This window comes from Peribacillus sp. FSL P2-0133, from assembly GCF_037975445.1.
GTDB lineage: Bacteria > Bacillota > Bacilli > Bacillales > DSM-1321 > Peribacillus > Peribacillus simplex_E.
The window spans coordinates 204,284-216,630 of record NZ_CP150254.1; the positions used below are offsets into that span (position 1 = coordinate 204,284).

Sequence of the window (12,347 nt, forward strand, 5' to 3'; positions counted from 1 at the left end):
CTCCTCCTCTTTATAGTACAGTTTTGGGTGTTTGCTCGTTGTTATAATACAGTATATACCCGAATTTGGAAAATGTATAGGTATTTTACAGAAAATTTCAAATTTTTTTCACTCTTAGTGTGAAAACCTTATAGGAAAGGGATTTATCATCAATTTATTTTTGTATTTTTCTTCACGGCAAGTAGGAAATTGAAGAAATAATGCTTTTTATGAAAGGAAAAAACAAAGAGGGAGCGAAAGGGACAGACAATTTTCAATTGGTTGGGATAGGTATTAATATAACAGATGTGGAACAGGAAATTTCAGTGATCAGTGAATGCCGGTTTCACAGTCTATGTAACAAATAAGAGCGTGTTTTAAAATGACGGAAAACTTCAAGTGGCAGCGATTAAGTTACTGGGGGAAATGCTTATTTAACAATCAGAAAAAATGTCCGTGTGGTTTTAGTACATCAGTAAAGAGGTAACTTGCTAGTAGAAGTACAATAATGGGAGGTAGCATATGTCGAAAGCGATGATTATCATCAATCCATCTTCAGGTAAGGAAAAGGCAGGAAAGATTTTGCCGAAAGCGGAAAAGGCACTTGGTGAAATTTATGATGAGGTAAGCGTTTGTAAAACGGAAGGAGAGGGGGATGCTACGGATTTTGCAAAGGAGGCCTGTGCAGAAAGGTTCGATGCTGTCATTTCCATGGGTGGGGATGGAACGGTGAATGAGATAGTGAATGGCTTGGGCGAGCAGCAACATCGACCTATTTTCGGAATCATTCCACTAGGAACCATTAATGATTTCGCGAGATCTTTGGGAATACCCCTGGATCCTAATGCAGCCATTGAGATCTTAAAGGATATGCATATTAAGGAATCGGACATAGGGAAGATCAATGACCGTTACTTCATGAATGTGTTGGCAGTAGGGGCGATTGCCGAGGCTACCTATAATGTTACCGTTGAACAAAAAACCCGTCTGGGGTCTTTTGCATATTTCATTGAAGGAGCAAAAGCGATCATTAAAAAGACTCCGTTTCCTTTAACGGTGGAACATGATCAGGGAAAGTGGATGGGCGAGGCACATTTACTAATTGCAACAATGACTAACTCTGTCGGCGGTTTCGAACAACTTGCACCAGAGGCGGAAGTGAATGATGGAAAGCTGCACACATTCATCATTAAGGATTTATCTCTTCCTCTCATCGTCAAGATCATTCCCAGTTTAATTAGGGGAGAGATCAAGGGACATGACGAAGTTGAATATATTAAAACATCCAAGCTCCATTTAGCCACATCAGAGGAACTAGCAGTCAATATCGATGGCGATGAAGGCATCCTTCTTCCTTTCCAGGCAAATGTACTGCACAAACATCTTCGTCTCTTTGTCCCGGGAACTAAATAAGTTTTTTATTCCGAGCTTGTTATGGGAGGTGTCTTTTCACAAAGACCATTTTCATTCATCATTTGGGAAAAGCTGATTATGGTTAGCCAATCAGCTTTTTTCTGTTTTATGTGTGCCCAAGTTTGTTGATAGAGTTGATTTTGTAAAACATCCAACACTTCAATCTTCATGATATTAAAACAGGTATCATTATTCAGGAGGATTCTAGGTTAGAATAGTTAATGCATGAATGAATGGGTATAAATATGTTACGCTTATAGTTATGAGAATAGATGAGAGAGGAAGTTTGATGTTTGTATGGAGTTTTTTCTTGTTATATTAGCTCTTCTTATATTGATTGGAGTGTCTAATGTAATTAACCATTTTATACCCTTTATACCTGTACCATTAATACAAATAACACTGGGGGTCATATTGGCGCTTTTACCCCTGGGTATGCATGTTGAGATGGAGACGGAATTGTTTTTGCTGTTATTCATCGCGCCCCTATTGTTCAATGATGGAAAAAATGTACCCCGAACAGCACTATGGAAGTTGAGAGCACCCATTCTAATGCTTGCACTGGGCCTTGTATTCATAACGGTTTGGGCAGGCGGGTATTTAATTAATTGGATGATCCCTTCGATTCCATTGCCGGCGGCTTTCGCTTTGGCGGCCATTTTGTCACCTACAGATGTTGTGGCAGTGAGTGCTTTGGCGAGTCGGGTCAAGTTACCGAAGAGTATCATGCACCTTCTCGAAGGAGAAGGACTAATGAATGATGCCTCAGGTCTAGTTGCCTTTAAGTTTGCCGTTGCGGCTACAGTTACTGGTGTTTTCTCCTTAGTCGATGCAACCTTCAGTTTCATATGGATTGCAATTGGCGGGTTTGTAGGTGGAGCAATACTTGCTTTCATCATTATCAGGCTTCGTGTAGTTCTTCGCCGTTTAGGGATGGAAGACGTCACGATGCATATGCTGATCCAAATCCTAACTCCTTTTATTATTTTCCTCGCTGTGGAACATTTCCACCTTTCTGGGATTTTAGCGGTCGTGGCTGGGGGAATTGTCCATGCCATTGAACGAGATCGGGAAATATCACCAACTGTGGAACTTCAGGTCGTTTCAAGAAGTACATGGTCCGTCATTTTATATATATTGAATGGCCTTGTATTCGTTTTGCTTGGCTTGCAAATCCCAAGCGTTGCGAAAATTATCTTTCAAGATCCAGCCTTCAATAATGGACAAGTGATCCTTTATATCGTGGTCATTACACTTTTCCTCTTCGCTTTACGATTCATTTGGCTTACGGCTGCCTGGTCGATTGGCTGGATGACGAAAAAAGCAGGCGCCCAAAAACCGGACTTCAAAGCGGCCGGAATCATTACCATTTCCGGTGTTCGCGGAGCTGTAACGTTAGCGGGTTCGTTTTCGATTCCGTATGTGTTGGCGGATGGAAGTCCTTTTCCTGAGCGTTCGTTAATCATTTTCATAGCAGCAGGAGTCATTTTGCTGACCTTGCTTGTTGCGAGTATATTTCTGCCAATCGTGGCACGGTCCGAAGAAGAGGAAGTGGTGGACAAGCAGGCTGACAAAACGAAAACTGCTGCCATTCAATCACATCAAGCGGCTATTCGGGTGATTGAGTCACAAATGACTGATGAAAACCGGGAAGCGGCTTTATCGATCATTTCGAGGTACTGTACAAAGATCAATGATTTGTCCTATGTAGAACAGGAGAAAGAACCAGCTGCATTGAGGGAAGAAGAGAAGGATCTTCGCTTCAAGGCCCTTGAAGCAGAGCAAAGATTCCTGGATAAGCTCATTAAGGATGAAAAAGTGGACCGGGAGACGGCGTATATATGCAAGGAATACATCCAGCGTATGGAAAGTGCCGTAACAAATCGACTGAAGTTCCGTTTTTTCAGGTCAGTAACGCTTTTCAGAAGAAGTATGCTGAGGGTTTTAAAATTATTTTTCCCTAATAAAAGAGAAATAAGAAAAATCAATCTTGAGAGATTGGAAAAGGTCAGGGATCTTAAAATCAGGATGTATAAAGCTGCCATCCAAGAGATACAGGCCGGAATTACAGCTGATAATCATAAGACATCCTCGATGATCATAGATGAGTATAAAGTGCTGATTTTAAAATGCAAACGTGAAAATAGAGGCCGGACCCCGAGTAAAATGGCCGATTATGAAAGAGAGCTGTTCTATAAAGCGATCCAGGCAGAACGGGACGAAGTGCAGGATATGTTTGAAAAACGAGTAATTTCCCGAGATGTTGCCAACATACTCCGCCAGCAGATCAATTTACGGGAAGCACTAACAATCAATGAAAATACACATTGATTTACTTAAGGAGCACTGCCGATATATTCGGCAGTGCTCCTTGCGGTTTATGAAGGGATTATCGGAAGGGTCATCGAATCATTAATGTATCCAATAATTGATGATAGAGGGTGTGCTTAATGAACCAGGACAAGGAAATCGGGACCATCACCTTAACGCCTTATTTACCGGAACATCTTCACCAGCTTTCCCAGTTTTATTTACCGGATACACAAACCCCTTTTTCTGCTCTGCCTGAAGAGTCACTAAAATATTGCCGGGAAGATTGCGACAGGCATCCTATCGTAATAATGGATGAGGGTATTCCAGTTGGTTTTTTCGTTTTACACATTGGCGAGAATATCACCCCTTTCACCAATGATAAAAAAGCGATATTACTCCGTGGATTTCTTGTTGATCAAAAGCATCAAGGTAAAGGGGTTGCGAAGAAAGCCTTGCAAATCCTTCCGGAATTCGCAAAAGCGATTTTTCCAAACAAGGATTCGATCATTCTGGCAGTGAACGTCATGAACGTGATTGCAAAATCGCTATATGCGAAATCTGGGTATCAGGATACAGGGATTCAAAAAGTAGGCAGAAGCGGGGTGATGGAGATAATGGAGTATCGATTAGATACGATGAACAAGGATATGGAATAAGAAACGAATAACTAATATTGTTTGATCTAGACTTTTCCAAGAGGAGAGGTCTTTTTTTGTCAAATTTGTTACAGGTTTCATTACGAAACCAATGAATTAGAAGTGCCGCTTTTAATAATGCCGCTGCCTTATGGTACACTTTACTTAATGCAAAATTCGTTAATCGAGGTGTAGCCCTAATGAAAACAGTCGTAGTCGTAGGTGGAGGCATTACCGGTTTATCAACCATGTATTATTTACAAAAAACAGTTAAAGCGAGGAATCTCTCCGTACGATTGATATTAATAGAAGGAAATGAGGAACTAGGCGGTAAAATAAGGACTGTGCTCAATGGTCCATTTAAAATTGAAGCGGGTGCCGATTCGATTGTCGCCAGGAAACAAAATATAAAACCATTTATTAAGGAATTGAACCTAGAGGATCAAGTTGTCTATAATGCGACGGGAAAATCATTCATCCATACAGATGGGATGCTGAAGGGAATTCCCGAGGATGCCCTATTCGGAATACCAATGAGCCTTGAGTCGCTGGCGAAAAGCGATCTGGTTTCTGCCCAAGGGAAGGTTGACGCCTTAAAGGATTTCTATACAAAAAATGAGACGTTTACGAAGAATGACTCAATTGGTTTATTTCTTGAAAGCTTTTTAGGTAAGGAATTGGTGCAAAAGCAGATATCGCCTGTCCTATCGGGTGTTTACTCAGGAAAATTAAATGAATTGACCATTGCCAAAACACTGCCAGAGATGCTGGATTATAAAAATGAATATGGCAGTATAATACGCGGTCTATCGGAAAATATGCAGAAATACCAAAGCAAGGGTAATAAGAAGTTCCTTTCGTTTAAAAATGGCCTATCAACATTGGTTGATCGAATTGAGGAAAGCCTCGATCTGGTGGAAATTTTAAAAGGGGTCAGTGTGGATAAAATTGGAGTTGGAGATGAAGGGTACATCATTTCATTGGCAAACGGTGAAACGCTGGAAACGGACTTCATCGTATTGAGTACACCGCATACAGTCGCCCAGAAATTATTGGGTGATCGGGAGTTGGATGAGGACTTCGACGGCTTGATCAATAGTTCGATGATTAGCGTTTATCTTGGATTCGATATCCCGGACAGCATGCTTCCTAAAGACGGGACAGGTTTCATTGCAGGTGATAATAGTGATTTGATCTGCAATGCATGTACATGGACAAGCCGGAAATGGGAGCATACTTCTGAAAACAGTCAGCTTTTGGTAAGGCTTTTTTATAAAAGCTCTAGTCCGGACTATGAACGCTTACGGTCCCTTACAAACCAGGAATTGATCCAGGTGGCTTTACGCGACATTAAAAACAGTCTAAGCATTTCCGGGAATCCAGTAACGAGTGAAGTGACGAAATGGCATGAGAATATGCCGAACTACCATATTAAACATCCTCAAATCGTTCAATCATTGGAGGAGAAAATCTCCGAGAATTATCCGAATGTTTTACTTGCGGGCTGCTCATACAATGGTGTCGGAATACCGGACTGTATTGCTGATGGGGAAAAGAAAGCGCAAGAGATATGTCTGAAGTTGTAAAAGGGGGACTGCCAAGTGGCGGTCCTTTTTTTATTCACACCTGGAAATTCCGTTTGAAGTTTCCCGCATTTCCTGTATAATGATATTCGTAAAATTAAACTGAAAGTTTACTTATATAAAACTTTATCTACTGTGGGTTTACTATAAGTAAACCGATTGAGGGTAATGGGATGCAAATTGGAAAAAAAATAAAGAACCTTCGCTTGAAAAAAGGATTGACCCAGGAAGAATTGGGGGAAAGAACGGATTTAAGCAAAGGATATATTTCACAGTTGGAAAGGGATCTTAGTTCCCCTTCAATTGAAACTCTTTTCAATATTTTAGAAGTACTCGGCTGCAAGCCGAAGCAGTTCTTCGATGAAGAGGATCAAGTCCAAAAAGTGGTTTATGAAGAAGAAGCACAAACATTTTTCATCGATGAAGAACGCGGGTATCAAATCCAGTGGCTCGTGCCTGAATCGAATGAAAAGGAAATGGAACCTATTCGGCTGATTCTCCAGGAAAAAGGGGAGTTCAAACAGTTTGAACCATCCCTGTCGGAAACATTCGGTTATGTATTAAGCGGAAGAGTCATTGTAAAGCTTGGTACACATACGTATTTCGTCAAGGCAGGGGAATCGATTTATTTTCATGCTTCAGATGAACATCAAATCATCAATGATTTTGAAGGTCCGTCAGAGTTATTACTCGTGGTGACGGAATCATACTTATAGAATTCAAAACAAATGCAATCGTTGAAGATTGATGAGTAAGGTAATAGAGAGAGGGAAGAAGCTATGGCAAACGGGAATATAATACGCTTCGATCAGGTTACGAAGCAATTTGATGATGATACGGTAGTTCTCGATAATGTTAGTTTTGAAATCGAGAGAGGGAAGTTCTATACGCTCTTGGGTCCTTCCGGATGTGGGAAGACCACGATCCTTCGCTTGATTGCCGGATTTACGGAAGCCTCCAAAGGTGATATTTACTTTGAAGGTAAAAAGATCAATGACGTGCCAGCCAATAAAAGGCAAGTGAATACGGTATTTCAGGATTATGCACTTTTTCCGCATTTAAATGTGTTTGAAAATGTAGCATTTGGTCTTCGGATTAAAAAAATGAAGAATTCGGAAGTGGAAATCAAGGTGAAGGAAGCCCTCAGCTTTGTTAATTTGGAGGGGTATGAAAAACGGGAGATCAGGGAAATGTCCGGCGGTCAGCGGCAACGGGTAGCGATTGCCAGGGCGATTGTTAATGAACCGGAAGTCATCCTTCTGGATGAACCGCTATCTGCCCTCGATTTAAAATTACGTACAGAAATGCAATATGAATTACGGGAGCTGCAACAGAGGCTTGGTATCACGTTTATCTTCGTCACTCATGACCAAGAGGAAGCGTTAGCGATGTCAGATGAGATTTTTGTCCTTAACAAAGGGAAGATTCAGCAAAGTGGAACCCCTACGGATATTTATGATGAACCACTGAATCGGTTCGTTGCAGATTTCATCGGTGAGTCTAATATTGTAAAAGGAAAAATGATTGAAGATTACTGTGTGGAATTCGTCGGCAGACAGTTCGAATGTGTCGACCAAGGATTGAACAGTAATGAAGCTGTCGATATCGTCATCCGCCCGGAAGATTTAGAGATTACTTCCGTAAATCGCGGAAAACTGCAAGTTCGGGTGGACTCCCAGCTATTTCGCGGTGTTCATTATGAAATCAGCTGTTATGACCATGATGGAAATGAATGGCTTGTCCAATCAACGAAAAAAGTGGCAGTTGGAGATGAAATAGGTCTTTATTTCGATCCAGAATCGATTCATGTCATGCGATTGGGTGAAACGGAAGAAGAATTCGATAAACGTCTGGAAGCGTATCATGATGGAGAAAGTCATGAAGAATAAAATATCCCGGAATATTTACTTCATACCCTATGTCTTATGGATTGCTTTATTCGTGATTGCACCCATTTTGTTAATCCTTTACTATTCCTTCTTTGACATTGAAGGCAATCTATCTTTGATTAACTATCAAAAGTTCTTTACGCCAGTATATTTAACAATGACATTAAGCTCATTTTGGTATGCTTTCCTGATTACGGGAATATCCCTTTTAGTCGCTTACCCAACCGCATATTTGTTAACGAAAACAAAGCATAAGCAGTTGTGGCTTTTGCTAATCATCGTTCCTTCCTGGATCAATTTACTTTTGAAGGCTTATGCCTTCATTGGTATTTTTGGCACGTATGGTGTGGCGAATGGTTTTCTAGAGGCTGTAGGAATCGGGAAGCAGCAGATTCTCTTTACGGATTTCAGCTTCATATTCGTTTCGGTTTATATTTTCATCCCGTTTATGATCTTACCGATATTCAATTCGCTTGATAAAATGAATCCAACCCTTTTGGATGCGGCTAATGACTTGGGAGCGTCCCGATGGATGACATTCCGCCGTGTCATTTTTCCATTGACGTTAGATGGTGTAAAGACGGGATGCCAGGTAGTCTTCATCCCGGCACTTTCTTTGTTCATGCTTACAAGACTGATTGCCGGTAACCGCGTCATTACGCTTGGTACGGCTATCGAGCAGCACTTCCTTGTGACACAGGATTGGGGAATGGGTTCCACAATTGCGGTATTTTTGATTATTATAATGTTCCTGATTATGTTTGTAACGGGTAACCGAAAGCAGGGTGTGTAAATTGGGCAATAAATTATCACCAACATCAAAAGCGTTTCTCGTTTTGATTTTTCTCATACTCTATGCACCGATTTTCTTTTTAGTCTTTTACTCTTTTAACAGCGGTGGAACGATGTATGACTTTAAAGGGTTCACGATGGAGTGGTACATGGAACTGTTCCAAGATACAAGGCTGCTGATCATTGTATTGAATACACTTGTGATCGCTTTATTATCTGCACTGATCTCAACGATCATTGGGGTGATGGGGGCGATTGGAATTCGGTCCTTTACGAGCAGTAAAGCTAAGAATACGGTATTATCATTGAATAATGTATTGATTGTCAGTCCCGATGTGATCATCGGTGCTTCCTTCCTGATTTTATTCACAATGGCCGGGATCAAGCTTGGATTCTACTCGGTACTGTTGTCGCATATCGCCTTCAGCATCCCGATCGTAGTGCTGCTGGTTCTTCCGAAACTTCAGGAAATGAGCCCTACTTTAATTGATGCGGCCCGAGATTTAGGGGCAAGCCGGTGGGATGTATTGACGAAGGTCATCCTTCCATACATCTTACCAGGTATCTTTGCTGGTTTTTTTATGGCATTGACTTATTCACTTGATGATTTTGCAGTTACGTTCTTTGTGACCGGTAATGGCTTCTCCACTCTTTCTGTGGAAATCTATTCATTGGCCCGCCGTGGTATTTCATTGAATATCAATGCACTATCGACACTGCTGTTCGTCGTGACACTGCTGTTGGTTGTCGTATATTACTTTATAACTCAACGTGTAAGGCAAACGGGAATGGGGGGGAAACGATGAAAAGGCTTGTCCAAATGTTTTTGATCATTTCCCTCGTATCCGCTTTGCTGCTATATGCGATTTCAAGATTGAATTCATCGCAAGGGTTTACGAGCAGCAATACGCTTACCATCTATAATTGGGGCGATTACATCGATACGGATCTAATCGAACGTTTTGAAAAAGAAACAGGGATAAAGGTCATTTATGAGACGTTCGATTCGAATGAGGCCATGATGACTAAAATCGAACAAGGCGGTACGACTTATGACATTGCCATTCCGTCTGAGTATATGATCGATAAGATGCGGCAAGAAGACTTGCTGATTCCCTTGGATCATTCCAAGCTTCCGAATTTGAAAAATATCGATGAGCGATTCATCGATCTGCCATTCGATCCGGAGAATAAATATTCCGTCCCTTATTTCTGGGGAACGGTTGGAATTGTTTACAATTCCAAGATGCTCGGTGGCAAAGAAATAACGGCCTGGGCGGATTTATGGGATAAAGATTTAAAAAATGAAATCCTTTTGACGGATGGGGCAAGAGAAGTGATGGGTATGGGTCTCAACTCTTTGAATTATTCATTGAATGATATAGATGAAGAACACCTTCAAGAGGCAAAATCCAAGCTTGATGCCCTCACCCCGAATATTAAAGCGATAGTAGGAGATGAAAGCCGCATGCTATTGGAAGCCCAGGAAGCGGCGATTGGCCTTGTTTGGTCGGGAGTTGCTTCTGAAATCATGGCTGAAAATGAAGATCTCGAATACGTTGTTCCAAAAGAGGGGTCCAATTTATGGTTTGATAATATGGTCATACCGAAGACAACCAAAAATGTCGATGCGGCTCACCAGTTCATCAACTTCATGCTGGACCCGAAAGTTGCGGCACAGAATGCTGAATATGTAAGTTACTCGACACCTAATAAAGAAGCACTGAAATATATGCCTGAAGAAGTGGTGAAGGATGAACGTTTCTATCCATCACCGGAACTGACAAAGAAACTCGAAGTGTACGAAAACCTCGGGAAGAAAAACTTGGCCCATTACAACGAACTCTTCCTTGAATTCAAGATGCATCGTAAATAACACATAAAAAAAGCATGGTGTAGGAATTCCCTCCGTACACCATGCTTTTTTGTTTCTATTTTTTTGCACTCGGTTACCTATATATCAAAGTCGATATAACGGTATAATTTTTTTTTGTAATGATCAACCAAATCTCAATGTAAATTGGTAGCAGAATGAAATACTCTAAAATATCTGTAGGGATATATGTATGTTAGTATAATGATGGGTTAGTGCATATTAAGGAATCTTAAGGATTAATTAATATTTCTAAGCTATCATTATAGAAAAATTAAGGGAGAGTATTCATGAAACTATTAAGAAGCACGAAGGCATATATTTGGGCAGGGAGCATTTTAATCATTGCCGGGATCATGGTATTTGCGATGATCTCGTCCACGGATAAGACAATGGCGAGCATCGATGGCGAGAAAATCAGTAAGGATGAGCTGTATGACGCGCTTGTTGCGGGGTACGGAGCAGACACTTTAGACCTGTTAGTTACGAATAAATTGGTTGAATTGGAAGCGGAAAAAGCGGGAATTAAAATAAAGGATGAAGAAATCCAGAAAGAAATCGATACTATGGTTGAGTCCTATGGTGATGAAAAGTCGTTAAAAGAGCAATTGGAAGCAAGCGGTTCTTCCATGGAGGCCTTAAAAAAGGACATCGTGGTTTATCTGCAAACGAAAAAACTGGTCGAACCGAGAATTACCGTGACGGACGATGAAATCAGTACGTATTTTGAAGATAATAAAGAAACATTTGATCAAGCTGAACAAGTGGAAGCTAGTCATATTTTAGTCGAAGACGAAAAAACGGCTAAAAAAGTTGCAAAAGAAATTGCAGAAGGCGGTGATTTCGCTAAATTGGCAGCTGAATATTCCACTGATACACAAACGGCGGATAACGGCGGAAGCCTGGGGTATTTTGGGAAAGGTGATATGGTGGGAGAGTTTGAAGATGTCGCCTTTGATCTTGATATAAATAAAGTCAGTGACCCAGTCAAATCCGATTATGGGTACCATATCATAAAAGTAACCGGTAAGAAGGAAGCAAAAAAGGCTAATTTAGAAGACAGTAAAGATGTAATTAAAGAAACGCTTCTTTCTGAAAAATTACAAGAGGAATATCCAGTTTGGTTGGCTGAAGTGAAAAAAGACCATGAGATAACGAATAAATTAGAGGGTTCTAACTAAGATCATCGTGTGAGATGATATATGGAAAAACAAAAGCTGGGGCATCGTGCCCCAGCTTTTTTTATATATTAAAAGTTGGATGAAATGGATTTTTGATTGGATAATCCTGATTTTTTAACGATTTCATCACTCTCTTTTTCATTTTTATCATTATCGGCTTTCAATGATTGTGATGGTGTTTCTTTCAGCTGTTTACCGGCAACGACCACTTTTGAACTGATGTCTTTCAATTCACTTGTTGCATCTTTAGCTGTACCAAGGGCATCAGTGGAGATATCCTTTACTTCGGATACTTTACCCACCACGTCTTCATTAACGGTTTCATATAGTGTTTCAACGTCATTGATTGCCTCTTTAATCGTCTCCGTTGCCCCTTTGACTCCTGATACCATCTGTTCCTTCATTTCTCCGGGATTTTCCTTGACCTGTTCAATCATATTCATGGAGTTGTCTTTTAAAAGGACGGCTGAACGCTTTACTTTATTTCTTGTATTGGAGTCAAGCAAGGTCAACGCACCACCAACAAGCCCCCCAATTAGAATCCCTTTTAAGAGTTTGCTATTCGGTTGAGTTTCGATAGTCGATTGAGTCATTTATATTTCCTCCTTTAGAATAGTAGATTGTTTGCTTACTTTTGGTTTTCCCTTATTTACCATAAGTTAAACTGGAAATAATAAACTATGATGGGA

11 protein-coding genes are annotated in these 12,347 nt (G+C 40.7%); 10 read left to right on the top strand and 1 reads right to left on the bottom strand.

Annotated features, from left to right (window positions below):
* Positions 1-501 precede the first annotated feature (501 nt).
* The 10 genes from MKY17_RS01160 (at position 502) to MKY17_RS01205 (ending at position 11,658) form a co-directional block, all read left to right on the top strand.
* Entirely contained in the window at positions 502-1,392 is an 891-nt protein-coding gene (locus MKY17_RS01160) for a diacylglycerol kinase family protein (RefSeq protein ID WP_144553348.1), read from the top strand.
* Positions 1,393-1,689: 297 nt separating this feature from the next.
* Positions 1,690-3,723, top strand: a complete 2,034-nt coding sequence (locus MKY17_RS01165; protein WP_339201232.1) for a Na+/H+ antiporter — start codon at positions 1,690-1,692, stop codon at positions 3,721-3,723.
* A gap of 119 nt (positions 3,724-3,842) precedes the next feature.
* Positions 3,843-4,361 (top strand): GNAT family N-acetyltransferase, encoded by a 519-nt coding sequence (locus MKY17_RS01170; protein WP_339201233.1) that lies wholly within the window; start codon positions 3,843-3,845, stop codon positions 4,359-4,361.
* 179 nt (positions 4,362-4,540) lie between these two features.
* Complete coding sequence (locus tag MKY17_RS01175) at positions 4,541-5,926, top strand: protoporphyrinogen oxidase (RefSeq protein ID WP_098372151.1); 1,386 nt, start codon at positions 4,541-4,543, stop codon at positions 5,924-5,926.
* A 170-nt stretch (positions 5,927-6,096) separates the two neighbouring features.
* A complete protein-coding gene (locus tag MKY17_RS01180) occupies positions 6,097-6,639 on the top strand; it encodes an XRE family transcriptional regulator (RefSeq protein WP_141994151.1) in 543 nt (180 codons plus the stop codon).
* A gap of 63 nt (positions 6,640-6,702) precedes the next feature.
* Complete coding sequence (locus MKY17_RS01185; protein WP_098372149.1) at positions 6,703-7,812, top strand: ABC transporter ATP-binding protein; 1,110 nt, start codon at positions 6,703-6,705, stop codon at positions 7,810-7,812.
* On the top strand, positions 7,802-8,605 hold the full coding sequence (locus MKY17_RS01190) for an ABC transporter permease (RefSeq protein WP_098372159.1): 804 nt from the start codon (positions 7,802-7,804) through the stop codon (positions 8,603-8,605). The genes MKY17_RS01185 and MKY17_RS01190 overlap by 11 nt, the downstream gene beginning before the upstream one ends.
* Position 8,606: 1 nt before the next feature.
* Positions 8,607-9,410, top strand: a complete 804-nt coding sequence (locus MKY17_RS01195; RefSeq protein WP_098372148.1) for an ABC transporter permease — start codon at positions 8,607-8,609, stop codon at positions 9,408-9,410.
* Positions 9,407-10,480, top strand: a complete 1,074-nt coding sequence (locus MKY17_RS01200) for an ABC transporter substrate-binding protein (protein ID WP_339201234.1) — start codon at positions 9,407-9,409, stop codon at positions 10,478-10,480. Before MKY17_RS01195 ends, MKY17_RS01200 begins: the two co-directional genes overlap by 4 nt.
* Positions 10,481-10,767: 287 nt before the next feature.
* Positions 10,768-11,658 (top strand): peptidylprolyl isomerase, encoded by an 891-nt coding sequence (locus tag MKY17_RS01205; protein ID WP_063236126.1) that lies wholly within the window; start codon positions 10,768-10,770, stop codon positions 11,656-11,658.
* A gap of 68 nt (positions 11,659-11,726) precedes the next feature.
* On the opposite strand, the gene MKY17_RS01210 is transcribed toward MKY17_RS01205, so the two are convergent.
* Positions 11,727-12,251 (bottom strand): YtxH domain-containing protein, encoded by a 525-nt coding sequence (locus MKY17_RS01210; protein ID WP_339201235.1) that lies wholly within the window; start codon positions 12,249-12,251, stop codon positions 11,727-11,729.
* Positions 12,252-12,347 lie beyond the last annotated feature (96 nt).

Excerpts from the sequence above, each read along its gene's own strand:
- MKY17_RS01160 (WP_144553348.1), top strand. The coding sequence starts at position 502 with ATGTCGAAAGCGATGATTATCATCAATCCATCTTCAGGTAAGGAAAAG.
- MKY17_RS01165 (WP_339201232.1), top strand. The coding sequence starts at position 1,690 with ATGGAGTTTTTTCTTGTTATATTAGCTCTTCTTATATTGATTGGAGTG.
- MKY17_RS01170 (WP_339201233.1), top strand. The coding sequence starts at position 3,843 with ATGAACCAGGACAAGGAAATCGGGACCATCACCTTAACGCCTTATTTA.
- MKY17_RS01175 (WP_098372151.1), top strand. The coding sequence starts at position 4,541 with ATGAAAACAGTCGTAGTCGTAGGTGGAGGCATTACCGGTTTATCAACC.
- MKY17_RS01180 (WP_141994151.1), top strand. The coding sequence starts at position 6,097 with ATGCAAATTGGAAAAAAAATAAAGAACCTTCGCTTGAAAAAAGGATTG.
- MKY17_RS01185 (WP_098372149.1), top strand. The coding sequence starts at position 6,703 with ATGGCAAACGGGAATATAATACGCTTCGATCAGGTTACGAAGCAATTT.
- MKY17_RS01190 (WP_098372159.1), top strand. The coding sequence starts at position 7,802 with ATGAAGAATAAAATATCCCGGAATATTTACTTCATACCCTATGTCTTA.
- MKY17_RS01200 (WP_339201234.1), top strand. The coding sequence starts at position 9,407 with ATGAAAAGGCTTGTCCAAATGTTTTTGATCATTTCCCTCGTATCCGCT.
- MKY17_RS01205 (WP_063236126.1), top strand. The coding sequence starts at position 10,768 with ATGAAACTATTAAGAAGCACGAAGGCATATATTTGGGCAGGGAGCATT.
- MKY17_RS01210 (WP_339201235.1), bottom strand. The coding sequence starts at position 12,251 with ATGACTCAATCGACTATCGAAACTCAACCGAATAGCAAACTCTTAAAA.